The sequence below is a fragment of the Clostridium sp. genome (assembly GCF_036642255.1).
Lineage (GTDB): Bacteria > Bacillota > Clostridia > Clostridiales > Clostridiaceae > Clostridium_J.
Genome location: NZ_JAVWDJ010000020.1, coordinates 20,502 through 47,314, shown reverse-complemented (window position 1 = coordinate 47,314; position 26,813 = coordinate 20,502). Strand labels below are relative to the sequence as shown.

General features: G+C 31.1%; 30 protein-coding genes. 25 read left to right on the top strand and 5 right to left on the bottom strand.

The genetic code is table 11. The annotated features are described in order from the left end of the window. Positions 1-223 precede the first annotated feature (223 nt). The 3 genes from RR409_RS12205 to RR409_RS12195 all read right to left on the bottom strand — a co-directional run bounded on the left by RR409_RS12205 (position 224) and on the right by RR409_RS12195 (position 4,144). Positions 224-1,291 (bottom strand): XdhC/CoxI family protein, encoded by a 1,068-nt coding sequence (locus RR409_RS12205; RefSeq protein WP_332558038.1) that lies wholly within the window; start codon positions 1,289-1,291, stop codon positions 224-226. A 541-nt stretch (positions 1,292-1,832) separates the two neighbouring features. Then, positions 1,833-3,560 (bottom strand): MFS transporter, encoded by a 1,728-nt coding sequence (locus RR409_RS12200; protein WP_332558037.1) that lies wholly within the window; start codon positions 3,558-3,560, stop codon positions 1,833-1,835. A 50-nt stretch (positions 3,561-3,610) separates the two neighbouring features. Next, the gene (locus RR409_RS12195; RefSeq protein ID WP_332558036.1) at positions 3,611-4,144 is read right to left on the bottom strand and encodes a helix-turn-helix domain-containing protein; all 534 of its coding nucleotides are present in this window, start codon (positions 4,142-4,144) and stop codon (positions 3,611-3,613) included. A gap of 362 nt (positions 4,145-4,506) precedes the next feature. Between RR409_RS12195 and RR409_RS12190 the strand changes: the two genes are divergently transcribed. From RR409_RS12190 to RR409_RS12180, 3 genes are all read left to right on the top strand, one after another. Then, the gene (locus RR409_RS12190; protein WP_332558035.1) at positions 4,507-4,956 is read left to right on the top strand and encodes an NUDIX domain-containing protein; all 450 of its coding nucleotides are present in this window, start codon (positions 4,507-4,509) and stop codon (positions 4,954-4,956) included. 171 nt (positions 4,957-5,127) lie between these two features. After that, a complete protein-coding gene (locus RR409_RS12185; protein WP_332558034.1) occupies positions 5,128-5,664 on the top strand; it encodes a signal peptidase II in 537 nt (178 codons plus the stop codon). A 375-nt stretch (positions 5,665-6,039) separates the two neighbouring features. After that, complete coding sequence (locus RR409_RS12180; RefSeq protein ID WP_332558033.1) at positions 6,040-7,446, top strand: amidase family protein; 1,407 nt, start codon at positions 6,040-6,042, stop codon at positions 7,444-7,446. A 306-nt stretch (positions 7,447-7,752) separates the two neighbouring features. On the opposite strand, the gene RR409_RS12175 is transcribed toward RR409_RS12180, so the two are convergent. After that, a complete protein-coding gene (locus RR409_RS12175) occupies positions 7,753-8,304 on the bottom strand; it encodes a hypothetical protein (protein WP_332558032.1) in 552 nt (183 codons plus the stop codon). 272 nt (positions 8,305-8,576) lie between these two features. Here RR409_RS12175 and RR409_RS12170 point away from each other — a divergent pair, with 272 nt between their 5' ends. From RR409_RS12170 to RR409_RS12085, 18 genes are all read left to right on the top strand, one after another. Next, a complete protein-coding gene (locus RR409_RS12170) occupies positions 8,577-9,098 on the top strand; it encodes an STM3941 family protein (protein WP_332558031.1) in 522 nt (173 codons plus the stop codon). 97 nt (positions 9,099-9,195) lie between these two features. Next, a complete protein-coding gene (locus tag RR409_RS12165; protein ID WP_332558030.1) occupies positions 9,196-9,456 on the top strand; it encodes a TfoX/Sxy family protein in 261 nt (86 codons plus the stop codon). A gap of 43 nt (positions 9,457-9,499) precedes the next feature. Then, complete coding sequence (locus tag RR409_RS12160) at positions 9,500-10,144, top strand: class I SAM-dependent methyltransferase (protein ID WP_332558029.1); 645 nt, start codon at positions 9,500-9,502, stop codon at positions 10,142-10,144. Positions 10,145-10,604: 460 nt separating this feature from the next. Continuing rightward, the gene (locus RR409_RS12155; protein WP_332558028.1) at positions 10,605-11,189 is read left to right on the top strand and encodes a YdcF family protein; all 585 of its coding nucleotides are present in this window, start codon (positions 10,605-10,607) and stop codon (positions 11,187-11,189) included. A gap of 88 nt (positions 11,190-11,277) precedes the next feature. Then, the gene (locus RR409_RS12150) at positions 11,278-11,820 is read left to right on the top strand and encodes a GNAT family protein (protein WP_332558027.1); all 543 of its coding nucleotides are present in this window, start codon (positions 11,278-11,280) and stop codon (positions 11,818-11,820) included. 320 nt (positions 11,821-12,140) lie between these two features. Continuing rightward, a complete protein-coding gene (locus tag RR409_RS12145; RefSeq protein ID WP_332558026.1) occupies positions 12,141-12,539 on the top strand; it encodes a GNAT family N-acetyltransferase in 399 nt (132 codons plus the stop codon). A 96-nt stretch (positions 12,540-12,635) separates the two neighbouring features. Beyond that, entirely contained in the window at positions 12,636-13,163 is a 528-nt protein-coding gene (locus RR409_RS12140; protein WP_332558025.1) for a GNAT family N-acetyltransferase, read from the top strand. An 80-nt stretch (positions 13,164-13,243) separates the two neighbouring features. Further along, complete coding sequence (locus tag RR409_RS12135) at positions 13,244-14,137, top strand: hypothetical protein (protein ID WP_332558024.1); 894 nt, start codon at positions 13,244-13,246, stop codon at positions 14,135-14,137. A gap of 133 nt (positions 14,138-14,270) precedes the next feature. Continuing rightward, the gene (locus RR409_RS12130; RefSeq protein WP_332558023.1) at positions 14,271-14,558 is read left to right on the top strand and encodes a sodium ion-translocating decarboxylase subunit beta; all 288 of its coding nucleotides are present in this window, start codon (positions 14,271-14,273) and stop codon (positions 14,556-14,558) included. Positions 14,559-14,758: 200 nt separating this feature from the next. Then, positions 14,759-15,664, top strand: coding sequence for a helix-turn-helix domain-containing protein (locus RR409_RS12125; protein WP_332558022.1), 906 nt, complete (start codon positions 14,759-14,761; stop codon positions 15,662-15,664). 295 nt (positions 15,665-15,959) lie between these two features. After that, the gene (locus tag RR409_RS12120; protein ID WP_332558021.1) at positions 15,960-16,433 is read left to right on the top strand and encodes a GNAT family N-acetyltransferase; all 474 of its coding nucleotides are present in this window, start codon (positions 15,960-15,962) and stop codon (positions 16,431-16,433) included. Positions 16,434-16,495: 62 nt separating this feature from the next. Continuing rightward, a complete protein-coding gene (locus RR409_RS12115; protein WP_332558020.1) occupies positions 16,496-17,023 on the top strand; it encodes a GNAT family N-acetyltransferase in 528 nt (175 codons plus the stop codon). A gap of 272 nt (positions 17,024-17,295) precedes the next feature. Beyond that, positions 17,296-17,745 carry an NUDIX domain-containing protein gene (locus RR409_RS12110; RefSeq protein ID WP_332558019.1) on the top strand — a complete coding sequence of 150 codons (450 nt, stop codon included), beginning with the start codon at positions 17,296-17,298 and terminating at the stop codon, positions 17,743-17,745. Between the two features lie 170 nt (positions 17,746-17,915). Continuing rightward, positions 17,916-18,515 (top strand): DUF3137 domain-containing protein, encoded by a 600-nt coding sequence (locus RR409_RS12105; protein WP_332558018.1) that lies wholly within the window; start codon positions 17,916-17,918, stop codon positions 18,513-18,515. A 150-nt stretch (positions 18,516-18,665) separates the two neighbouring features. Continuing rightward, complete coding sequence (locus tag RR409_RS12100) at positions 18,666-19,622, top strand: GNAT family N-acetyltransferase (protein ID WP_332558017.1); 957 nt, start codon at positions 18,666-18,668, stop codon at positions 19,620-19,622. 4 nt (positions 19,623-19,626) lie between these two features. Next, positions 19,627-21,051 (top strand): UDP-N-acetylmuramate--L-alanine ligase, encoded by a 1,425-nt coding sequence (gene murC / locus RR409_RS12095; RefSeq protein WP_332558016.1) that lies wholly within the window; start codon positions 19,627-19,629, stop codon positions 21,049-21,051. A 156-nt stretch (positions 21,052-21,207) separates the two neighbouring features. Next, positions 21,208-21,723 (top strand): hypothetical protein, encoded by a 516-nt coding sequence (locus RR409_RS12090; protein WP_332558015.1) that lies wholly within the window; start codon positions 21,208-21,210, stop codon positions 21,721-21,723. 370 nt (positions 21,724-22,093) lie between these two features. After that, positions 22,094-22,762, top strand: a complete 669-nt coding sequence (locus RR409_RS12085; protein ID WP_332558014.1) for an epoxyqueuosine reductase — start codon at positions 22,094-22,096, stop codon at positions 22,760-22,762. 183 nt (positions 22,763-22,945) lie between these two features. Here the strand turns inward: RR409_RS12085 and RR409_RS12080 are convergent, their stop codons facing one another. Continuing rightward, positions 22,946-23,392, bottom strand: coding sequence for a hypothetical protein (locus RR409_RS12080; RefSeq protein WP_332558013.1), 447 nt, complete (start codon positions 23,390-23,392; stop codon positions 22,946-22,948). A 372-nt stretch (positions 23,393-23,764) separates the two neighbouring features. On the opposite strand from RR409_RS12080, the gene RR409_RS12075 reads away from it, so the two are divergent. The 4 genes from RR409_RS12075 (at position 23,765) to RR409_RS12060 (ending at position 26,702) form a co-directional block, all read left to right on the top strand. Then, positions 23,765-24,649, top strand: coding sequence for a class I SAM-dependent methyltransferase (locus tag RR409_RS12075; protein ID WP_332558012.1), 885 nt, complete (start codon positions 23,765-23,767; stop codon positions 24,647-24,649). 190 nt (positions 24,650-24,839) lie between these two features. Further along, on the top strand, positions 24,840-25,505 hold the full coding sequence (locus RR409_RS12070; RefSeq protein ID WP_332558011.1) for a UDP-N-acetylglucosamine pyrophosphorylase: 666 nt from the start codon (positions 24,840-24,842) through the stop codon (positions 25,503-25,505). Between the two features lie 139 nt (positions 25,506-25,644). Next, positions 25,645-25,968 carry a DUF3784 domain-containing protein gene (locus tag RR409_RS12065; protein ID WP_332558010.1) on the top strand — a complete coding sequence of 108 codons (324 nt, stop codon included), beginning with the start codon at positions 25,645-25,647 and terminating at the stop codon, positions 25,966-25,968. A gap of 65 nt (positions 25,969-26,033) precedes the next feature. After that, positions 26,034-26,702, top strand: coding sequence for a stage II sporulation protein M (locus RR409_RS12060; RefSeq protein WP_332558009.1), 669 nt, complete (start codon positions 26,034-26,036; stop codon positions 26,700-26,702). Positions 26,703-26,813: the final 111 nt, after the last annotated feature.

Sequence of the window (26,813 nt, the reverse complement as noted above, 5' to 3'; positions counted from 1 at the left end):
TTCCATTGATTTTTTTCATATCGTCACTCCAAACATAAATTTATATTTTTCTTTATGGCTTAATGGTGATCAAACTTAATAACCATTAAATTAAAGAGAAGCATATTTAAATTAGTAATTATAATATATAGATTTTATGATACCTATATTATATTAGCATTTATTCTAGATAAATGCCAATTAACTACCTTTTGGAATGATAGTATTGCACATGAGTTTACAATTAAAGAACTTCCACTAGAACTTCCATAGTTCCACCACAAACCATGCCTTCAGATTCTGCTACTTCCCCAGTCATATCAACATGTTCAATGAAAAATCCCTTGGTTAGCATGATTTCTCTTGCCTTAGTTATTACTCCTGATTCGCTACAACCTCCACCTATACTTCCAATGGTTCTACCATCTAAATAAGCCACCATTTTAGCACCTGCTTTTCTTGGAACAGAACCTTTAGAAGATAATATAGTTATAAGAGCTCTTGGAATTTGTGATTTCTCACAGAGATTTTGTGCTACTTCAATATCAAGTTCAGGAAGAATAAAGGGTTCATTAGCCCTATTAGTAACACCTTTATTTTTGAAGCTAATAAGCTGAGATACTATGGAAATTGCAATTTCATCTGGAGTGATGGCACCTATATCTAAACCAATAGGAGAATTAACTAATTGAAGCTTATCCTTAGAAAACCCTTCCTCTAATAATTCTTCCATCATACCTTTTACCCTTCTCTTTGACCCAATCATTCCAACATAACTAAGGTCATAGTTTAAAACTTCACGCAAAACTACTCCATCATGTCTATGACCTCTTGTGATAATAACAACAAAATCAGAGCTTCTTAGATTAATTAAATCAAAGGACTTCTCAAAGGATTCACAAATAATTTCTTCCGCTTCTGGAAAACGTGAGGAATTAGCGAAAAAAGGTCTGTCATCTATAACATTAACAGAAAAGCCTACCCTTGCTGCAAATTCTGATAGGGGCTTGGCTATATGTCCACCTCCAAATACAATTAAACGAGGTTTTGGGATGAAAGGCTCAATTAAAAGAGCTTTATTTTCTTCTAGATGAATTATTTGAAGCTTTCCGGTATCCAAAGAAACGCCAATATGTTCATTGATCTTATCATTAAAAGGAAAAACTTTGTTATCTATATCTCTATTAGTTAAAAGCATTTTATCAGAAATTAAGCCAGTTATTGGAGTAGTTAAATCGAGATAGGTTAAAACTGCACACTTATTACCCTGATTAATTTTTGTCAGTAAGGTTTTATATAAATCTTCAAACATTTTATCGACCCCCAGTATGAAATTTTTACATAACAAACTTTCTATATAAGAATATTATAATACAAATTTTGGAAAATGTAATTAGAATCCATAAATGGTATACGGGGCATAAAGTAAAGTAGAAAATTATTAAGCGATGACCAAGTTCATTTTGATGAGGCACTTTTGGAAGGAGATTTGAATAACAAAGTAATCTTTCTTAGAACAAAGCCGCCCTTAGGAACAAAAAGATTTTGTTGAATCAAAACTTGATTTTTACTACAAGACTCCCACTTTAAGTTTGGTTAAATACTGATGAGTAGGGGACAATCATTCTTCAAAGATGTTGTTAAATCCTAGTAGGCTAATTGGGTCTAATAGCTTAGCACGCAGATTTACACTTAACAAAATGCCTTTGTAAACAAAAAAATTTTGTTACACAAAAGCAATTTTATAAACTGAAGAGAAGTCAATTATATAAGCTTCAAAAACACTGCTAAAAAGGCGCTAGGAATAAAATTCCCAACGCCTTTTTATATATGAAATAAAATGAAGAGGTCGTTTAACTATTTAAGTTAGGATCTATTTTAACTGACTTAGTCTTACTCTTAAGCATTATTGATAAAACTAAGCCGATAAAAGCGATAACTGCAGCTCCTATGAATAGTTTACTAAAACCACTATTCAAGGTGTTTTGGAAAGTGCTTTCTATTAGGGCTCTAGAGCCCTCCATTTGAGTGAGATAATCAGTTTTCATTGCAGCAATAGTTGCATCTGGGGAAACTCCTGGAGGAAGTTTACCAGTTAAAGCTTGTTTTATCATTGGTGCAACTTTATCTAGCATAGTAGAAGCAAAATCCTTAAGTACATCTACAACAGTAGTTACATCAGCACTTTGAAGGCTAGCTAAAGCTTCAGGAGAAATGCTATCACCACTAAAGGCAGAAGTTGGAGCACCTGTGCCCATAGATATCTTTGGCATAACCGCCATTAAGTCACCTTGAAGATTTTTCGCTGCATTTGTAATGAAATTAATAAGAAGGTTTGGAGAAATTGCAACTCCAATTGATCTTATTAAGGATAAGGTTGCTTGAGCTGTAGCGGTTTCATCCTCAGATACATTAGCTTGAATTAAGTAGTTAAGGGGAGTACCCATAGTGAACCCCATTCCAAAGCCAATGAAAGCAAGTCCAAGGCCTAAAGTGTAAATGGAAGGATAACTAATAGCTAAGGTAGCCATAACTAAAGTTCCAATAAACATACAAGAGAACCCTAAAACCAAGATAAATTTAGCTGAAAACTTATCTATAAGCTTGCCGCCGAAAGGTGCACAAAAACCAGCAAACACAGCCATTAAGGTTACAAGATAACCTCCTGAACCAGTTTTTATCTTAAGTACATTCTCACCAAATTGAGGAATGAAAATTATTCCCATCATCCCCGCTCCAGTCATAAAGCCTATAGCAAGGGTTAGAGCTATTTCACGACTAGTAAAGTATTTTAAATTTATTACTGGATCTTCTGCTCTTTTCTCAACAAATAAGAAAATAGGAAGAAGTATAAGGAAAGCTATTAAATAAGGATATACATTTGTAGCTTTTATACTATTTGCAAAGTCATGGAATTTTAAGTTAGTTAAAGCATACATAAGACAAAGAATTAGTGCAGTTACAACAAAGCTTCCTGTGATATCCATCTTTGTTGAAGGCTTTTTCTCACTTTCATCTTTGATTCTAAAAGATGCTATAACCACCATAATACATATTGGTACGTTTATTAAAAATAAAATTCCCCAATTAGAAGTTCCTGCAATGTCTAACAGAAAAGAACCAGCTGTTGGTCCTAACACATTGGCAATTCCGTAGATTCCACCAACTAGTCCAAGGGCAGCACCTCTTTTTTCAGGGGGGAAGCTCTCAGCCACGAAAGCAGTAGCTATTGGAATAATTCCTCCACCACCTAGAGCTTGAATAACCCTAGATATTAACAAGAAGGAAAAACCTCCATAGTAGTTAGATAGGCCACATAATAAAGAACCTATACCGAAAATAATAATACTAAAAGTAAATAATTTCTTTTTACCATATCTATCAGACAGCTTACCAGCTAAAGGCATAGATACAGCATAAGCCAAAGTGTAAATGGTAATTATCCAAATACTATCACTTGCAGAGATGGATAAAGAATTTGCCATAACTGTCCTTGCAGGAGAAACTATACCAGAGTCAAGAGCTCCAATAAAGATACCAAGCAAAAACATAACTAGTAATAATTTTTTGTCATTTTTCATTTTTTTCTCCTTTCTGAATGGTGTTCATTTAAAACTAAAAAAATAATATATTAATTTAAATTTAATATATTATAAAAGTCTTCAAAAGTTAAATCCTTTTCCCTTGGTATAAAAAACATAACAGGCACGAGGATTTTTGCAAGTTTAAAAGAACTTAAGCAAGGGTTTATTTCTCCCTTGGATATTGAAGTGTTTAGCATACCTTCCACAATAGTATGTAGCTGGGAAAAAATCTTTTCCCTAGGGCATTGGTTTGCATTGTTTGCCGTCATAGCTGTGAATACTTCAGAATAAGTATTGAAAAAGCTATCTAACTGCTGAGATAAAGTCAGAAGTTTAGTTCTTATTGTTTCATCACTAGAGGATAAGTTATCTATATTAATTAGAACTTTCATCCAATGATTAAGAACGATTTCTCTAACCAAATCATCTTTATTAGAAAAGTAATTATAAAAAGTACCTACAGCAATGCCAGAGTTTTTTGCTACATCTCTAATATTAAGATTGTTATATCCATTAGCATGAAGCATTTCGATACCTTCTGAAAGAAGGGTTTCTTTTACGTTTTCTAAAATTTTTGGCATTGGTTCTCCTTTCATTTTTCAAAAAAATGTTTTATGAACAGGATTCATTATAAAATTATTATACTCCTCATATAAAATTTTAGCAATAAGATTAATAAAGTTTTGTGATGTAAAACTTCAAGTTATAGGGGTATGCTTACTTGTCCAAGCTTCATTCATTATATGGAAATGTGTTAAAGGGTATTTTCATATTTTTTCGAAAATTTGGTGATTTAATGGTAAAATATAACTATGGAGTAATTTTCAAGGGAAGTGCATTGTGAATTAAGCAATTTTTTCGTGATATGCAAATAAGAAATACATTTAGATTTGTGCAGAATAAATGAATCTATGAAGAAACAAAAGAAAGGAAAATGCTAAAAATGGATTATGTGAAATACATACGTGATAGAGTTGGACACGATGCAATAAATTTAACTGGAGTAAATCTACTAATAATTAATGAAAAGGATGAAGTTCTACTTCAAAGGAGAGGAACCTTTCCATACAAGTGGGGATTAGTTGGTGGAATCACAGAGCTTGGAGAATCCCTAGAAAACACTGCCATAAGGGAAGCAAAGGAAGAAACAGGACTTGAGGTTAAGGAAGTAAACTTTCTTGGCATTACCTCAGGAGAAAAATGTTATATTGAGTTTCCTCATGGAGATAAGGCTTATTTTATTACCATTGGATATTTTACAAAGGAATTTAGTGGAACTTTAAAGATAGATGACTTGGAAACTAAAGAGTTGAGGTTTTTTAGTTATGAAGAACTACCAAATAATATACCAGCCACCCATAAAATCATGTTAGATAAATATTATAGGAAGTAATGCATTGGTACTTCTCACATTTTGTGATCAATTTATTCATTTGGCTTAAAATCAATAAAAATTATCACTGAATAAATGAAGTTATACAGTAGTTGTATGATAAAATAGGACTAGAATATCTATTCACAAAGAGATTTTAAAAGACACATTATTTGTATTGGGTGGTGCAGAATGAATATGAAGATTCAAAACAAAATAACCTGGCTAACAGTGCTGATTTTAGTAACAATAGAGCAAGTGATTAAAGTTGTAATTAATAATAACTTTCTTGATAAAACAGTTGCTATATTGCCTCCGGTGGTGTACTTTGAACCTATGTTTAATAGGGATTATTCATGGTTTAACTCCATGCTGCAATTAGGAGTGAGCAAGTGGTTACATATTATAATAGTAGCAATTATGGGGACATTGATATATTTGTTTTATAGATATCTAAATCATAAATTTGGGTCAAATAAATTTATTAATGTTATGTATGCCTTTATATTCTCAGGTGCTATGTGTTCCCTTATTGATAAGGTGTTTTGGAATGGCAGCTTAGATTATATATTAATAAATGGTTTTTTCACCTTTGACTTAAAGGATGTATATGTTAATGTTTTTGTTGGATTATTAATCCTATCCATGTTTATAAAAAACAAAGTTTTAGAGCAAATTGATGATAATATAGTAAAAGACTTCACTAAGTATGTTTTAAAAGGCTTATAAAAAATAATTAGTTATGGAAAAGAGCACTAGTCTTTAGGAGATTAAGTGCTCTTTTTTTTATGCTAGTTTCACTTGGAGAAAAGTTAAATAAGGAAAATACTTAAAGGTGATACAAAGCATTATTATTTTCATAGTTAAAGTAAGCGTAACGTAAGACTTATAAATTTATTTATAGAGGCAAGTAAATAAAAAGCCTAGGCTTATCTAAACATACCTCTGTTTAATGAAGACTTTTAGAAAGTACTCAGTTTGATAAAGAAAAAAACGATTTAAATTTGAAAGGTATCTTTTCTGTAGCTTAATACCATAAAATTACTTATAATATATATAGTGGTAAAATGTTTACGGTTAAGTTATGTAATGGGGGCGAATATAATGGAAAATTTAAATATACTACAAATTCAGGCATTGATAGAGGAAGGTAAGTTAACGTCAAGTGAATTAACGCAGTATTATATAGAAAGAATAAAGAAATATAATGATAAGTTTAATGCGGTGTCAGAAATCAATGAAGAGGCCATTAAACTCTCTAATGAATTAGATGAGGAGAGAAGGGTTAGTGGCAGAAGAAGTCTCCTTCATGGAATTCCAGTGCTACTTAAGGATAATATAAATACGGACTGTAACAAGAAGTTACACACTACAGCAGGAGCTATAGTTTTAAAAGATTTATATGCTAATTATGATGCCTTTATTGTTAAGAAGTTAAAGGACGCCGGGGCGGTTATCCTTGGTAAGACAAAGCTTTCAGAGTTTGCCAACTTTATATCAGTGGATTCTCCTAATGGCTTTAGTGCTCTTGGGGGACAAGTTATAAATCCTTATGGAAATTTTGATGTAGGGGGATCGAGTTCAGGTTCTGGAGTAGCTGCTGCGACAGGAATGTGCCAGGTTGCCATTGGAACTGAAACCTCTGGGTCCATCATAAGTCCAGCTTCTAGAAATTCTGTAGTAGGAGTGAAACCAACTGTAGGACTTGTAAGTAGATATGGAATTGTTCCATTATCTTGGACCCAAGACATTGCAGGGCCCATCACAAGGAATGTGATAGATTCAGCTATAACTTTAAACATTATTAGTGGAAAAGATGTTAAAGATAAAACTACTTATGGACTGGAAGAAAGAGAAATTCCAAATTATCTAGACTTATTAGATGAAAACTCCATAAAAGGTATTTCTATAGGGGTGCCAAGCTGCAATTTTAATGAGGATGAAGATGAGGAAACCTTAGAGGTATTTAAGGAAGCTATAAGGGATTTAGAAAAATTAGGAGCTAACATTGTAGAGGTAAATATTAATGAAGAGAAATATGATATAAATGGAGATGTGTTGTTTTATGAATTCCCCAAAGCTTTAGAGGAGTACTTTAAAACCTTAGGGGATTTGGCTCCAGTAAAAACCTTACAAGAGGTTGTTGATTTTAATAAGGAAAACTTAAAAGAAAGAGTTCCATATGATCAAAGAAGATTTGAAAAATCCGTGGAATTTGAAAAGGACTTTGAGGAAAAGTATTCTTCAGCCCTTGAAAACAGCGTTAAATATGGTAAGGAAATAGATGTAGTGATGAAGGAACATAATTTAGATGTTTTAGTTTCTGCAAACACTAACGGAGTAGACATTGCAGCTAGAGTAGGGTATCCTTCTGTTACAGTTCCAGCTGGGTATACAAAAAACAATGAGCCAGTGGGGTTAACCTTTACTTCTACAAGTTTTACTGAGGAGAAGTTGTTAGCTTATGCATATGCTTATGAATGTGCATACAATAAGAGAAAGAATCCATAGTAGAAGAATTATATAGGGAAATATTTAATCACATTCTGCAAGGATAAGTGTACCAGCTTTTTTAGGTAGGAGTCGTCCTTAGTAAGCGAAACTTTGGTGGGAGCGAAATCTCCTTCCAAAGGGGCTTACCAAAATGAACTTGCTCATTATTTAATTATATAAAATTGAGAGTTACATATGATGCGGTGAGCCAATAAACATATGTAACCCAGGCTTTACTAAAGCCTACAAACAGTATTGTGGAGTGGAAACATCCGTAGATTTTTATAAATCAAATTTGTGGAGCCACTTAATAGTATCAAAGAATTAGTCTGAAAGACTATTACCAATATTGAATATGTAGTCTTCTATATGACTTCTAGTGTATATAGGAATTATAATATCTTCTCTAATTGTTTCATTTATAGCTGAAGTGTTTTTTGATAAGGTTTCAAGAAATGCCTTATGTTCACTCAAGAACTTTCTATCCGATTCATTGAATTCACTTATATCTTTTTCTTTTAACGTTTTCATTGTATCCATTGTACTAAGGACTTTCTTTGAAAAATCTATAGATAAGTTTTTTATATTTTTATCAGCTATAGTATATTCATTTAAGTTAAAAAACCAATTCATAGTATTACGTAGTCTGCTTTGTTCGGCGCTTAGTACGGTATTTTTGAAATCATTACTAACATCAGTACTGGATGCTAGTTTTTCAAGGGATTCTATCGAATAAGAGTCTTCCATCAGTTTTGTTGTTTCAGTTCTGAATAACCCCAAAAGATTTTGTGAGTATTTTACGTTTTGTGATAGCAAATAAACCACAAGTACTCCCAGAATTACCTGTGCAATTGACCGTATTTTTTCATATCTCATAATTAACCTCCATATCCATAAGTTGTAAGTAAATTATAACACAAAAAACATGTAAATTATTATTCACAATCAAATCAGTTCTATCACAAATTTGGAGCAGAGGTTATAACACAAGATAGTCAGATGGGTGGTAGACTTTTGGTAGATGTGTTCTTGGGAGATATGTTGATAATGAAAAGGAATATTGAGAAGTCGTTAAAGAAATATATAGGATTATAAGAGAAGGTAAAATGAATTATGTATAGATAATTCATTTTGTGAAAGGTGAGAAAATGAAGGAAGTAATAATTAATGAAAATAAAAGCAAGATGATAAAACTTTTAATATTAGGAAGTGTCATGCTACTTGCTAGTATCTATATTTTAGTAAATGGATTAATCGAGACTAAGGCATTTTTTATAATTATGGGGGCAGTGGCTACGATTTTTTTTGGTGGTTGTTTTATATTTATCGTTAAAAGGGCACTAAATCCTAAACCATTACTATTGATAGGAGAAAATGGCATAACAGATATGTCAACTGCTTCTAGCGTTGGATTCATCTCATGGGAAGAAATTCAAGCTATAAAGGTTCAAAAAAGTTTTACTGAAAAGTTCATAGGGATAACTGTTTATGATTTAGATAAATTAATGAAAAGGATTTCTCCAGGGAAACAAATAGTTATGAAAATAAGCTTAATTTTAAAATATACACCTATATCAATATCTTTAAACACAGCAGAGATAGAATTTGATACAGTGCTTGCTTTATTACAGAATAAGTTAGAAGAGCATAGGATGAACCCAAAAGAATAATTAATTATTACTATACAGATTGGATGTAGCTTATATATACTAATAAGATTCATAGGTTTATTGAAACATGCACAAGAAGAAAAAAGGAGAGGTTTTTATGGAAAAATTATCAGATATGCCTAACATTGGTTCAACCTTAGAAAAGAAACTTATGAAGGTTGATATATTAGATCCTGAAACTTTAAAACAATTAGGAAGTAAAGAGGCCTTTATAAGGATAAGAAATATTGATGATACTGCTTGCTTAAATATGCTTTGTGCCCTAGAGGGGGCGGTGCAAGGTATGAGGTGGCATGGTTTATCACCTGAAGATAAGAAGGATTTAAAGGATTTTTTTCAGATATTGCAAAGGGGATAAATTATTTTCTTAATATTAGATATTTTATTTTGTGGAGGTTGTAATGATTAATTCAAAAGAATGGAATTGGGCAGTGGTAAAAGATGATATTTGGAATGAACCAAGTGAAGATATTTATTATTATGTGGACAGGTGGAAAAAGAAGAACTTTAAGTGTTTCTTAGACCTAGGGTGTGGACTTGGAAGGCATTCTATTTTATTTGCTAAAAATGGTTTTGATGCCCATGGTCTTGATTTATCTCAGTATGGAATAGATGGGTTAAATAAAAAAGCTACAGAATTGGGGCTAAATATTAAAACCACCATTGGAGATATTAATAAACTACCTTTTGAGGAAAATATGTTTCATTGTTTATTAGCTTATCACGTAATATCTCATACAGACACCAAGGGAATTAAAATTATCATAAGTGAAATCAACAGAGTATTAAAAAGTCAGGGAGAATTTTTTATTACTTTATGCTCAAAAAATAGTCCGTCATTTACTGAAAAAGGTTATCCAAAAATTGATGAAAACACTATTATTAAGACTGAAGAACCAGAATTAAATGTTCCACATTTTTATTCAGACATAGATACTGTTAAGGATTTGCTTAAGGATTTTGAAATAATTAGAATTAGGCATATCGAAGATATTTTTAATGATTCAAGCAGTTGGCATTACTTTATTCATGGAAGAAAAAGATGATGGAATTATAGCATTAGATCATAATGATATCTATACCAGATATTATTTTTATAATGGATATACCATCAATTTAAAACAAACGAAAAATCCTATGGATTTTTAAAATGGTATTATGACTTTCAATATAATAAACAATTAATAGATAAAGATTTAATTATAGATGAAGTTCATTGCTCTCAAAGCTATGATAAATTTCAAAATATTGGTTTTATAGTTGAGCTGCTGTGCAGAAAAGTTTAGAAGAAAAGAAGAGTAATTAAGTTTGTTTGAGGTGTTCAGCAAACTTTTTTATTTAATAAAAGTATATACAGAGATGGCTTTGCTTGAAATTAATATGTAAGTAAAATACAAAAATGGTATAATTGGTTTATATTGTTTTAGCAAAAAGTTGATATTTACTACACTGGTGTTGTAAACGTAGTGTTAGATGCAATACCGAAGGTTAATGGAGGTTATAACAATGGGTTATCCATTTGATTGTATAAGTGATCTAGTATTTGTCAAAACAGATATACAGACTGCAGATATAATTTTAGTGCCAGGAGGTAGCCATCCACAATTGATGGAGAAGGCAGCAGAATTATATAAGCTGGGGTTAGCACCATATATATTACCAAGTGGGTCAGTTAATCCTAAAATACCAGAGTATAGTTCAGAATGGGAATTCTTAAAATCTATAGGAGTAAAATTAGGTGTACCAGAAGAAAGAATATTAAAGGAAAATCAAGCAACACATACTTTTGAAAATGCAGAGTTTTCATGGAGAGTAATAAAAGAAAATAAGATACCAGTAAAAAAGGCTATCTTGGTTTGTAAGGCATATCATTCAAGACGTGCACTACTAACATATCAATCTGTATTTCCTAAAGATATAGAAATTTTTGTTGTATACGTTTCAGACAAAAAAGAAATTAGAAAAGACAATTGGTTTTTGGATGAAGAAAAAATAAAAATCGTCATGGGGGAAGTTGTGAAAATAGGCAAGTACTTTGAACCTTATATAAAAAAATTTCAAGATGAAAAGAGCTCATCTATAGAGGATTAATGGAACAAAAGAGAAGGAGCATAGTTAGTTCACTTTTGTAATTTATGGGGAATTTAAATTTATTATTATGATTTATGGGGGATTTATAATGATTTATTACCAAGATGAAAATATTAAGATTAGAGAGATATGTAGTGAAGACGTCATTAGCTTATTTTCTTGTACAATAGACAAAGAATTAAACTTGCATGACCCAAGACCAATGCCTAACACAAGTAAAGAGTTAGTGGCTGAATGTATAAATTACTGTAATAGATTTGATATTGAAATAATGAATGAGAACATTGAAGATAGAAAATATAAGTATTTTATTATTACAAACAGTGATGGTAATTTTATAGGATTTATTAATTTTTTTGGCATAGACAAAGTTAAAAAACAAGGTGAAATGGGAGTAAGTATAGCAGATAAGCGATATTGGAAAAAAGGTGTTGGCTACACCGCAATAAATGTAGTAACAAAATATATATTCGATAACATGGAAATTAATAGAATATACATTGAGACTGGTGAAACTAATAAACCTGCATTAGGATTATTTCATAAACTTGGTTTTAATAAATGCGGAGAGTACCTTGAAGATGAGGATTTCAAATTCATAGTTATGGAAAAATGGAGGACTTATTCTTAGAGAATAGGTTGCAGCGTTTCTTATATGATGAATTAACAGAGTTTTTTTCATATGGATACTTTATATTAAGTAAGTATGTGACACCACTCATGCGCTAACAATGCACTCAAGTCCACTCTGGATAGTAGAGGGTAAGCCTTAGAAGAAGCAAAAGCACATTCTTTTGCCAAGCAAGGTCTCGCTAAGGCTCAGGAGCGTCTTTAATTGATAAACCTTATTTAAAAAGCCATGGTTACTTAAACCTAGAAATAATAAAATAAGACGGTTCAATAAAAAAGTGTGAAATATAGATAGATACATTTAATAAAGGAGATTAATTAATGGAAGTTAGATTTACAACAGAATTACCACAAAAAGAAGATTTATTTAATCTTTATGAACATCTTGATTGGAATAGGTTTTTGAAGTTAGATTCAAAGCAGTTGTTAAAAGCTATGAAGGGTTCTTATTTTTCTGTTTACGCATATTCTGAAAATAGTTTGATAGCCACTGGAAGAATTATTTCTGATGGTGTAATGAATGCTTATCTATGTGGGTTAGGTGTACATTGCGATTATAGGCATAAAGGTATTGCAACAAAAATAATAAAAATGCTAATACAGCATTGCAGAGAAAACAATCTTCATATTCAATTCTTTTGTGAGGAGCATTTAGTACCATTTTATGAGGAAATGGGTTTTGATAAATTTGCAATAGGTATGAAAGTAAAAGAGGACTAATGGCACATAATGAGTAGATTATAGTTAGCTTATTTTTGTAATTTAAAGTAAGCTAATATTTACAGATTATTATCTTTGAAAATAAGGGGGGTAGAAATGATTTATTATAATAATGATACTTTAACTATACGCTCCATGATGGAAAGTGACATAGAAAAATTTGTTCATGGTTTCACAGAGCAAGGTTGGCATAAATCATATGAATTATTTAATGAATATTACAATCAGCAAGAAAATAATGAAAAATTAGTTATTGTTGCAGAAATAGGTGGTGATGTTGCTGGTTATGTAACATTACTTCCATATACTAAAGTTGGTCCTTTTGCATATAGGAACATACCTGAAATCGTTGACTTTAATGTGCTTATTAAGCATCAAAAAAGAGGTATCGGGAATAAGATTATGGATATTGCCGAGAATCTTGCAAGAGACAAAAGTGACTATGTTTCTCTTTCAGTAGGTATTCATAGTGGATATGGTTCTGCTCAAAGAATGTATGTAAAACGAGGATATATTCCAGATGGCACAGGGGTTTGGTATAACGGAAAACAATTAGAACCCTACTCAAAATGTGAAAATGATGATGATTTGACATTATACTTTTTGAAGTTCTTAAAAGAATGAAAAGAATATTTATTTAGTTAACAAAATTAAAAAACGAGATAAAAGAAAAAATATCATTACAAGATAAAAGGGGGATTATATTGGACAGTAAAACTTATAAAGAGTTGGGAATAGGGGCATGTATTAGCTTTTTCGTTGCTTTGTTTGGTGTAATATCATCTTATAAAGCTTTTATAAGGTATGGAACCGACAAGTATATAGGCGAAACTCAATCTATTAGTTATTATCTTAATAATATTTTAGAAGTATTTTTTATAGTTAGCATTATATTAGTATTATACTTTTGCTTGAAAATCATTATTAAGGCTTTCAAAGATCTTCAAAACAAAAGGGGTGAAGGGGCTTTAATAAGTGCCTTTGGTTTTCTATCAAGTTCTGTGCTTATAGTAATGGCACTAGTATCTGAATATAGTTTAGGGCTGCTTTATGATTTTTTAAATGGTTCACTTGAAGTATTTATTGCAACCTTAATTGATATACCTTCTTTAATTGGCATACTGACATGCATATATTTTTACTTTATTCTTCTCTTTCATCTTAAAAAATCACAAGGTAGTGATTTAAAGAATTATAAAAAGCTTGGAATTGGTGCAGGTGCAAGCTTCATAGTTTCTTTCTTTGCAGTTATATCAAGAAAAGTATTTAGTCAACAGGTTTCTAATGATGAACGTTTAATAATATATGTAAGCTACTGTTTTGGTAGGATTCTAATAGCCTTTTCTTTAATTGGTATGATAATGGGACTTTATTTTTTATTTAAAATTATAGTAAAAGTTCTTATAGATTACAAAAAGAACAAACTAGAAAAAAGAATGTTATTTTTATATGGATTTTTAGCAAGTATCTCCATTTTAATATTAACATCTGTTTATGTACTAATAGATGTCACACTTCCATTTTATATAGCTATGTTTACTTGTATATATTTTTATATTAGTTATTTTCTTCAAGTACTAAAGAAAAACAAAAAGTAAATATAAATAATTGGAGTTTCTAAAATGAAATATATTAATTAAGATAAAGGTTCATTAAAAGTCTCACTCACAACAAAGCCATGGTAAATGAGCAATTGTAACTTATTGCGTATATATATGAGGTGAATAGAAAATGAAAGCATTTAAGAATAAAAAGGTAATTACTGTACTTACTATAACAACTACTATAATAACTCTTATTAGTGCAAGTTTTAGTTTTTTGGTCCGTACCTATGTATCTTATAGATTTAACATTAATTTAAATAAAGCGAGTTCAATAGGTATAATCGGTGGTTCAGATGGACCAACATCTATTTTTATAGCTGGTATACCTTCTTCAAATTCTATTACTTTAATTTTTGCATTACTATCAATAGTTGGATTTGTATATTTAATTTCTATGAAAAGATTCCAGAAGTAACTTTGATTTAATGGAGTCATGAATGATATAAAAGTAGGCCTGAATGTCCGTCAATCACAAGAGTGATATTAATGAACTTTAGTAAAAAAATTGTGTGTAACTTATAGCGTATTTATAAGGGTACTACATATTTGTACCTAGATTGCAGGGTAGTTTAATACTGCCTTTGCTAAAATTAAAGTATGAAAGGAGGGTGCAGTATGGAATGGATAGAGAGAATAACAGCAACCATAGATTACATTGAAAGTCATTTAGATGACGATATTATGTATGATGAAGTAGCAAAAATTGCTTGCTGCTCAATGCATCAGTTTGGACGTGTCTTTTCTTATATTACAGGAAAATCTTTATCAGAATATATTCGTCAAAGGCGATTAACTCTTTCAGCATTAGATTTACAAAGTGGCAATACAAAAGTGATTGATATAGCAATGAAGTATGGATATAGTTCTCCTGATGCATTTACTCGTGCTTTTGTAGAAATGCATGGGGTCACACCAAAGGCAGCACGCACTTTAGGGGTAAGGCTTAAAGCTTATCCACGCATCACCTTTCATATTTTAATAAAGGGAGATGTAGAAATGGAGTATCGTATCGAAGAAAAACAAGAAATTAATTTGGTTGGAATGGTTAGACAGCTTAAAAGGCAATCAGCAAATGAAACTGCTAATGATTGGAAAGAAGCTTCGGGTGAGATATGGAATACATGGAATGAATTTTTAAATGAAGGTACAGATGAGAAACTAGCATGTAGTTATAAGCTTTATCGTAAACCTATGTGGCAGATGGGCTTTACAAAAACTTTGGATAACGGTGAAACTATACTTGCAATTGGAGCAGAAGCAGATTCAAATACTATAACAAATTTGCAGAATTATACTATCCCAGCAAATACATGGGCAATATTTACCGTAAAAGGTAGCCTAAGTGGTAAAGAGCATCCAATAGATGCTATGTGGGCAAGAATAACAACAGAATGGTTTTCAACGTGCGGGTATAAGAGGTCTGCTGACTATGAAATTGAGGTTTATCCACCCGGAGATACAAATTCTGATGATTATACTTGTGAAATTTGGGTTCCTATTACCAAAGAAAAGTTATTTTAGCTCATGGTTGAAAATTTTCTTATAAACAATAGTTTAAATACCGTATTATTCAGAAGTGAATTTTACGGTATTTTTGCGTTGCAATTCAAATATAGTGAGACATAACCTTTGAATTTAAACATAAGAACAATGTTCGTTGAAAGCTGAATGATACAGTTTTAAATAATAAAAGTTATCTTAAGTATATGGAAATTAATGCAATAAAATGGTAAATATGATACGCTTTTCTTATGGGTTTAGACATAGTTGTAATATATTGTGAAATAAAGCTAGTACTAATATGAGAGGTGATACTATGGGGATTGATATTGAAGTAAGGCTGGCTACACTAGATGATTTATTCTCTTGGATGGAATTAATTAGATTAGTAAGTTGGAATTTTCCAGGTCTTGAAACTGAGGAATTGATTACAAGCTATCAGGACACCGTTATAAAAAATATAAATAGAAACACTGCAATTTGTGCTACGAATCATGAAGTGGTAGTTGGTATATTATTATTTTCGGTTAACCACAGTATGCTTTCTTGCATGGCTGTTCATCCTAGCTATAGAAGATATGGAATTGCAACTAAAATGATAGATCTAATGCTGACTCAATTACCTAACAATATTGACATAGTTGTTACAACTTTTCGAGAAGAGGATGAAAAGGGGATTGCCCCTCGTGAATTGTATAAAAAGATTGGCTTTACCGAAGGCGAGTTATGCTATGAGTTTAATCATCCACAACAGAGATTTATCCTGCATAGAAATGATCGGAATTCATAGTGTGTTAATTCACTCTTTTCTTAAATAGTTATAAATAAATAACTCAATAAAGGAGAATTACTATGAAAACACCAGTTTTAGAAACAGAGAGGTTAATACTCAGACCATTTAAAATGGAGGATGTAAAAGATGTATTTGACGGATGGGAAAGTGATCCTGACGTTGCAAAGTATATGACATGGACGAGCCATAATGATATTAATAAAACGATAGATTGGTTAAAATTTGAAACTGACCAGATTGAAAAAGATGAATGGTACAGATTTGCTTTAATAAAAAAGGAAACAGGAGAATTAATAGGAACTGGTCTCATTTACTATGCTCACCAAGTACTATGCTGGACAGTAGGCTATAACCTTGCAAAGAAATACTGGGGAAAAGGTTACACAATGGAGGCAATGAAAGAAATATTGAAATTTGCAAAAGAAAAATTAGAAATAAATGAAATCATCGGTAGTCATGCAAAAGAAAATATAGCATCAGAAAATGTAATTAGGAAATTGGGATTCCAATATGAAAAAGACATCCCCTATGAATGCAACAACGGAACAGTAATGAGAGAAGGAAAATTACATAGATTATATTTATAAAACATGTATGAATTCCAATTTACAGAGTTGAAAAATACACAATTTTTGGTGTTAGTATGCCATAAACTTCTTATTAAGTGACGTAAGCAAAACTTACGTCGTTTTTAATTTAAAGGATATAGCAAATTAAACTTAAAAATTTATATTAGGTTTTAATATAAAGGATTTTTTGAACTATTATGGAATATAATTGCAAAGGTATAATTGTAATATATAGTAAATATAAAATACATTTAAGAGCTTAACACAATTATTAGAAAGGAAGAAAAAGTATGTTCATTCAAGAAATAGAGTGTGGTAATAAAATTGATGGTATTAAATATATAGAGAGAATAGGGGCATATGCACTGATTGTTAATTCAGATAATGAAATTGCTTTAGTAAGAAGAGATAATAATTATTTCTTGCCAGGTGGTGGAGTTGAGAAGGATGAGACTTTTGAAGAATGTTTAAAAAGAGAATGCTCAGAGGAGCTAGGATACAATTTAGAGATAGTTGAGTACGTTGGAAAGTTATCGAATTATACTAAATCTATTAGACATAATAAATACTTTAAATTAGTTGGACATTTTTATATAGGGAAGTTATTAGACATTAACTATTTAAAAATCGAAGAAGATCATGAACTTATTTGGGTTCCTATTAAGGACTCCGCAGAAAAAATGCAGGAAGAATTTCAAGCATATGCTATAAAGGAATATATAAAACAGCAAAATTTATAATATATTCTGAGTCAGATTATTCTTATATGATGCTTAATAGAGTTTTTTAATATGGATAATTTTATATTAAGAAAGTATGCGATATGCTTAATAAGCTAATAGTGCACTCAAGTTCGCTTTAAACATATGTTTATTTATAAATGATTTAAATGTTAAGAGGGGGAAATTTTATGGGATTATTTGGTCCAAGTAAAAAAGAAATTTGGCAACAGCTAGCTGGGGAAATTCAGGCTGATTATGTAAATAAGGGGTTTTGGTCGGGGGACAGAGTAGAAGCCCACATAGATAATTGGATAGTTGTATTAGACACCTATACTGTATCCACAGGAAAATCATCAATAACATATACAAGGATGAGAGCACCTTTTGTTAATCTTAATAATTTCTATTTTAAAATATATAGATCTGGAATTTTCACTGGGCTTGGTAAGATTTTAGGCATGGAAGACATAAACATTGGGTACGAGGAGTTTGATGAGGATTTCGTTATAAAAAGCAATAGTGAAGAAAAGGTAATGCAGTTATTTTCAAATAAAAGCATCAGGGATTTAATACAAGAACAGCCACAAATCAGTCTTGAAATAAAAGATGATGAGGGATTCTTCAATACACGTTTTCCTGAAGGGATAGACGAATTATACTTCCAGGTCACTGGAGTTATAAAGGATATTGATAGACTTAAAGAACTATATGAGCTTTTCGCACTGGTACTGAAGGAATTGTGCAACATGGGCTTAGCAAGTGTTGAGGAGCCAGGAGTAGTATTATAGTTCACATCGAAAATTCTTTTAAGTCAAATGATAATTTTAAGTGAGTTTCTAAGCTTTAACGAGCTTAAGTTTGGTTGATATTAAAGAAAATATTTCTTACATTTCGTGGGGATTTAAAAGAATTTATAAATTATTAAGTGGGGTAAGAAAATGCAATTTGAAAAGCTAAATGAAAAGTATATAGAAGATGCAGTGAAGCTAGCTCAAGCACAATATGATATGGAGCAAAAACATATAAAAGCTTTATATGAAAAGGATTATAAAGAGATTCTCACTGCGTCCATACAGGATATGTTTAAGGGTAACTACGGAACAGTGGCAGTTGAGAGAGGAAAGGTAGTGGGATACTTAAGCTTTTGGGGAGGCATCAAGGAGCAGTTTGGGAAGGTGAAAGGCTCATTTTCTCCAATGTTTGCAAATGCTTATGATGGAGAAGAAAGGGGTAAAATAGTATCACTTCTATTTCAACATGCATCAGAGGAAATGATTAAGGAAGAGATTTTAAGTTATGCAATTTGTGCATATAGTCATGATACTGAAGTCATCACAGCCTTGTCATTGAATGGATTTGGCATCAGGTGTAGCGATGCAATCAGAAATGTTCACAAGCCGCTGAATATTGAATTTAACTCAAACTATTCCTATGAGGAAATACATTATAGCAAAGCAGGTTCTTTGTTATCATTAAAGAACAGTTTGGCGAGGCATATGGGAAGGAGCCCTATATATTTTCCAAATAAAGAGCTCTCTGAAGAGAGTTTTATTGAGCTTTGTCATAAGAGACAATCACGTTTCTTTGTTGCTAAGGATAAATCAGAAATAATAGGATATTTTGAGGTTGATAATTCTGGAGAAACCTTTATTACTGAAGAACCAGACTATCTCCATATTTGTGGAGCATATTTAAAAGAAAACTATCGTGGTAAAAATATACTTCAGAGTTTACTTTCCTTTGTTCTTGAAACATTAAAAAATCATGGGGTAAATCGTTTAGGGGTGGACTGCGAAACAATTAATCCCACTGCATTAAGATTTTGGGGAAAGTATTTTGATAGTTATACCTATAGCTTTGTTAGAAGAATTGATGAAAGAATTCAAAAGGAGTAATTTTATGGATAGGAAGTTACATGTACATTTCATGGGAATAGGCGGAAGTGGAATGGCGCCTATTGCAGTAATAGCAAAGAAAACAGGATTTGAAGTGTCTGGATGTGATTGTAATGAAGCAAGTTATTATAGTGAGGCACTACGTGAAAGTGGAATTGATATAAAGTTAGGGCATAGCGAAGAACATTTAGAGGGTGTGGACATTTTAGCAGTTACACCTGCTGTTTTTGATATTAATCCTAACCATCCTGAAATTGTTGAAGGAAGAAAAAGGAATATATTAATGACCTGGCAGGAATTTATGGGTAAATATCTTCATAACGATAAATTCCTCGTTGCAATAGCAGGTACTCACGGAAAATCAACTACTACAATCTTAACAGGACTTGCATTAGAAGCTGGTGGACTAGATCCAATAGTAGAAGCAGGAACTGTATACAAGCCATGGGGAGGCGGTTTTAGAATATCAGAGTCCAATTATTTTGTTTGTGAGGCAGATGAATTTAATTGTAATTTTTTAAACTACTCTCCATCCCTAATTATCATCAATAACATTGAGATGGATCATCCTGAGTTTTTCAATGACTTTACAGAATTTAAGTTGGCGTTTAAAAGGTTTATTGGGAACATGAAGCACCAAGGTACTCTTATAGTAAATGAAGAAAGTGAAGGAATAAGAGACGTACTAATAGAAATGAAAAAGTGGCTGCAAGAGAAAAACATTAAGGTGATTGGATATTATTTAAAAGATAAATTTGATTTTCCGTTCAGTGCTGAGTATAAGGGTGAAATTAATAGCTTTACTGAAGATGGGGTAGAATTTCAGGTTTATGGACCAAACTTTAAAGAGGCTTTTAAGCTAGGTCTTCTGGGAGCACACAATGTTTCAAATTCCTTAGGCGTGCTTGGGGCTGCTATTGAATTGGGGATAGATCTAGAAACTCTTAAAGGTGTTTTTGAAAAATATAAAGGCATTGGAAGAAGAACTGAACTGATTGATGAAGTGAATGGAATAAAAGTATTTGATGATTATGGACACCATCCTACTGCCATAGCAGCAGTTTTGGACACATTTAAGACTACTTATCCAAACAAAAAAGTATATGCAATAGTTGAACCTCATCAAATATCAAGATTAAAGTTATTTCCAAAGGAACTAATTGCTGCATTAAATAAAGCAGATGAAGCAATAGTAACAAAAACTTATGTTGGTAGAGAAATTAACAAAAATCTAGAACCTGTGGATATGAATTTCCTTGTGAGTAAAGTTGATGCTGGTAAGGCTTCCTATATCGAAGATTTCAAAAATGTTGCGGATACAATTTCTTCAAAAGCCAAAGAGGGTGATATAATCATTGTTTTTGGTGCTGGGAATTCTCATAAACTTACTAAGTTAATCGTTGAAGGTTTAAAAAACAATAAATATTAAACTTTAGTACAACATCACTTTATATTATTTTATTTGGAATTTAACAGGGCATTCATTGTTGAATGTCCTTAAATTTAATTTAAAATTCATCAATGACCGAACTTTCATTGATGAAAATTAGTAAAACGGTGAAGTCTATTTAAGGGGGATTCAGTTTTGAAAAAGAAAATTTCCTTAATTTTAATGTTATTGGTGTTTCTTATAACATTGGTGGCATTCCCTAAAAAGGAAGATAAATTAACTTTAAAAGATGACTCAAAAGTATTGGCAAAAGTAAATGGAGCAAATATAACACAACAGAAGGTAGACACTTTGAGAAAATCCAGCATTTTTTCTGAAAAGGAAATGATAGAAAAGCTCATTAATGACGAGCTGTTATTGATAAAAGCTAAAGATTTAAAAATAAAAGTTACAGATAAAGAAGCAAAAGCAGAAGCGGAGAAGAATAGGGAATTAATAAAAAGGGCAGACGATATAGAAGATGTAAAGGCAACCATAGATGATATAATCCTAAGATTAGGAGTAACCGAAGAGGAATATTGGGATAAATATGCTATCCAAAGTTATAAAAGATTAATCACCATTGGCAAAACAAGACAGAGTTTGGGAGCCGATGTTGATAAAGCCTTAAAACAGTTAAGAGAAGAAGTAAAAATAGAATATTATAATTAGGATTAAGACTATCCTTGAATAAATGGCTTTATCCTTTATGAGCACTTGGTATGATACCTAAAAATCATTAATAAAACTTTAATTCAAGGTACATATTCAATGAAATCTTATCTGATTTTCAAGTGGATATCATTATCGAATTAGTTAGTGTAGATAGAGATATCATAAAGGCTAAAAGAGTAATTGAAAGTTGCTTAGTATGTAATGGGCTATGTAAATGCTAGGGATATTTTCCCAATATGTTATGGGTAGCACATTTTCATTTATGAATCAATTATGAGGTTGCTGCAACCATAAACGGAATGTTAACATTTAAGCAGAAGTTTTATAAATAAATTTATAATGGACAATCTGATTAGAGGTGTTATATATGCTAAGTGAGTTAATTTCTGAGTTAAATATCCGTGGTGCTAATTTTGTTAAAACAGTTGATATATCAATGCTATCGGAAAAAGAAAATAGAGGATACCATACGGCTATCTTAATAGGGATAATTCTAAGTCCCGAGTTTATCCTGGGTTTTTCAAAAGGAGATATGACAGTCCGTTCCAAGTATGGGGATAAGGAGCACCTTACTCAGGAACTTTCAGAATGGGCGGCAGATTTTATCGTTGAAAGAGGTTTTAAAGCCTTTGCTCAATCAGATGGAAATATAATAAATGGATACTTTGAAGAAGCCACAAAAACTTCTGTACTCCCACATAAGAAAATTGCTATATTATCAGGAGTGGGATGGATTGGTAAAAACAATTTATTGATTACTGAAGAATATGGGTGTGCATTATGTATAGGTACCGTTTTAACAAATGCACCATTACCTATTGAAAATAGGCAGATGGTAATGCCTAAATGTGGTGGTTGTAATGTTTGTAAAGATATATGCCCTACCAATGTAATTCACGGTACTACTTGGGAGCCAGGTATGAACAGAGATTTAATAGTTGATGTATACCACTGTGAATGCTGCTTAAAGTGTCTAGTACATTGTCCATGGACGCAAAATTATATGAAGAATAATATAACAACTAAGACAAATTAATTTATGATTTTCTTAAAAAGTGACTAACGGGGGTAAAATACTATCTTCTTAAATTTTACAGTGAATTTAAATTTAAATAAAAAGGCTATCTCAAATTCAACAACTAATTTGAGATAGCCTTTTTGTATTAAAGACCCAGCAAGCTGCTTAGGTCTAACAGCTCAAGAGGGATTATCATTTTACTTATTTCTTAATACTTTTATAAAAATCCATTATAAAAGTAAAGTCAATTTCTCCGTTAACAACTGTAAAAGCTTTTTCATTGATCATGATTTCCTTACCCACTGGAGTAATAATATTAACTTTATCGTTCTGATAAAGCATCAGTGTGCTCGTATTTACATCCATATTTGGGTATAAATCTTTAGCATCAATAGCATCAGTTGATTTGCGTTTAAATTCAAATTTATTAAGGTAGTTAACTAATTCTTCTATTTTATCTTTATCTGTTGTAGAAATAAAATCGTCATTTTCTCCAGTTGGATTTTCTATTTTTATTGTTGTTATTTTATTAGGGTTCATAGATAGAGTCTGTTGAAAATCTTTAGTTGCGTATTTATTGTAATTGTATCCTAATATTAATATGGCAACCATAACTACACCAATGATAAAATACATTGATTTCTTCAAAGCAACACCTCCTTAGAATTTGATATTTTATTTTAGTAAATCTACATATATTACCATAATAACAGTAAAATAATGTATTTGCACTTCTTTCTGATTAATTGATGATAAATTAATGGAAATAAAATTCAAATATTTTAATAAACTTATGAGTATTACCTTAAGGAAATTAGGTGAACCATAAAAACATATCAAGGAGAAATTAGATATACTCCTAGAGCAAGAATATGGTAAAATATGATATAACAGTAAAATAAAGTGGATTATTAATATAGATGAAAATAATTATTATATTAATTAGATTTAAGAAAAAATTAGTTTGTTTATAAATTTTATTGTTATATATATTTTTTAATTAAAAGGGGTTAATGAAGGATGTATAAAGAAATTCTTGGTTTATTAAAATGTCCAAAATGTAATGGGGAATTAAGTTTAACTATTGAAAGCGAAGAAAACAGTGAGATTGTTGAAGGAAAATTAAGCTGTAAGGATGGTCATCATTGGGTTATTAGGGAGGGAGTAATAAATTTCGGTTCCGTAGAGCAAGAGTTTGCAAATAATTGGACAGAAGCTTATGAACAGTATAATGATGAGGAAATGGATAAAATATCATCAGAGGCAAATCCCAAAAACCAAACAATATTAGTGGATAAAGTTAAAAAGTATATGATTGATAGAATAAATAGTAAAGAGAATGAATTTATATTAGATATTGCAACTGGTAGGGGAGCATTATTTATAGAAATGGTGAAACAACTGAAAGTTGAATCACAAATAATATGTACGGACTTGAGCTTTGTAGTATTAAAAAATGATAGATTAAGAGCTAAAAAAATTAATCCTCAAATAAAAGCAAACTATATAGCTTGTGATGCAACCAATCTGCCTTTTAAGGATAATACAATTGATATTGCTTTGTCTCTTTTTGGAATTGCTAACATGCTAAATATTGCGCCTGATGGAATAAAAGAAGCTAAAAGGGTACTAAAAGTGGGACAACCATTGCTTGATAGTTATGTGATTATTAAAGAAGACTCTGAAGGATTTAAAACGCTAAAGGGATTCTGTGAAGAAAATAAGGTTATTGGCGCAGAAGAATTCACAATAAAAACTGGAGTGGAAGAAGCTCATATTGAAGCAGGGTTTGAGAGTACAGATATGATAACTATTGGGGAATCAATAGGAGAAAAAAATGATCTTGATTTACTACCTTTTCAGGGAGAATGGTTTTCTATAGTTATTGCTGAATGTAAAAAATAAAGGAACCGCTATAAATGCCTTTTAAAGTACTATAATATGAATATTATTTTTAAATATAGTCTGAAAAACTTCAAAGCAAAATGGATATGGTGATATTAATATCCAATCTTTTTAAAGGTTGTATTAAACTCTGGGTTAATAGTTGATACAACCTTATAATTTATTGCGAAATACATTAAGGAGGATTATTATGGGGATTTATGTTGATGAACTTTTTACATTGAGTGAATTAGATGCACAAGCAATATTTTGTGGGGTTAAGTATCCTTGGGAAGTTCTTGCAAGTATTAATACTTTTATTTTTGAATACGCAAAAACTCTGCCTAATGATTTTGAAAGAATAGAGGAATTTATATGGGTTGGCAAAGGCACTACTATTGAAAAAAGTGCTCTGATAAAAGGTCCTGCGATAATTGGTTATAATTGCGAAATCAGACATTCTGCTTATATTAGAGGAAATGTTATCATTGGTAATGATGTTGTTGTTGGAAACTCAACTGAAATTAAGAATTCAATTCTGTTTAACAAAGTGCAGGTTCCACATTATAATTATGTTAGTGATTCAATATTAGGGTATAAATCCCATTTAGGGGCAGGTGCAATAACCTCTAATTTAAAGTCTAATGGAACATTGGTAAAAGTAAAATATGGTACAGATATTATTGAAACTGGTTTAAGAAAATTTGGTGCAATTTTAGGTGACTCATCGGAAGTAGGATGTAATGCAGTTTTAAACCCAGGGACAATATTAGGAAAAGATAGTATCGTTTATCCATTATGTTCTGTGAGGGGTTATATTCCAGAGAATAGTATTTTGAAAAGTAGTGGTGAAATTGTAGAGAGAAAACAAAGTTAAGTAATTAGAATATTTGTCCAGGATTTCGTTTCTAGAAGTAAGTTTTACAGTATTTTACTTCACCACATTCTTATATTGTGACTCAACTGTAAAATGTTGCGAAATAATTCAGGTATTAACTACAATAAGGTGGGGTAATATGGAGACGGTTATGTCGTTTATTGCACCTGTAGTATTAAGGGTGTTGGCTGTAATAATTAATACGGGAAAAGCAAATTTTTTGATTGCTGGATATAATACTGCATCACAGGAAGAAAAGAATAAAATAGATGAAAAAGCACTATCTAAATTTATGGGAAAGTTTCTTTTCATCTTAGGTTTAATTCAATTCGTTATTCCACTTTCTAAACTCTTAAAATTTGATGATTTTAGGGTTATCTTAGCATGTGTGAATGTGGTATTTATTGTAGCTGCGATTAGTGGAGTTATTTATATGAATACAAGTAAGAGGTTTCAAAAGTAAACACTTTGAATGAGGAATATTCTTACATTACGAACTAATAAATCTTTATATAAGGAGATATCAAGATGAAAGTAGAAGAAACATATGAACAATTAGAGAGTATACCTCCCAAAAATTCACTAAGAGATATATTAAAGAAAATATACATAGAAGAATTGGCACAGCTGCATAGGAATATTAAGAAATTTTTTGTGTTAACTATCATATTGTTTTTCGGAACAGCTCTTATAACATTTATTATATTTAATGTATTTCCGGATAATGTTAGTTCATTGATAGAGAAAATGGCTCAATCTTACAATATAGATGCAGATCCTTTTACACTAAAGGAATCAATAATTATTTTTCTGCACAATTTTACAGTATGTGTATTTAGTATTTTTTTCGGAATGATTCCATTTGTATTTATACCAGCTTTTACTTGTATCAGTAATGGATATGCACTAGGATTGGTACTAGCGTCATACAGTATTCTCAAGGAAAATGTATTCCTGGTACTTTTAACTGGAGTAGTTCCTCATGCAATATTTGAAATTCCTGTGATACTATATTCCTTCAGTATAGGTATATGGTTATGTAAGAGAAATACAAGGTACCTAATCACAAAGAAGGAATCTGATGGACATGCTACTCGGATAATAAAAGCTTTTAAATTTATTGTTATTCCTGCACTACTCATAGCAGCATTGATAGAAACCTTTGTTACGCCTATATTGATGAATGCAGTTAAATAAGGATTTTCATAAAAAGATAAGTTAATAGGACATATATTTAGTAGGGCATCTTCTTAAAAGTCACTTAGAGGGTTACAAGAATCAATTAATTGATTTAATAAGAAAAGTTAA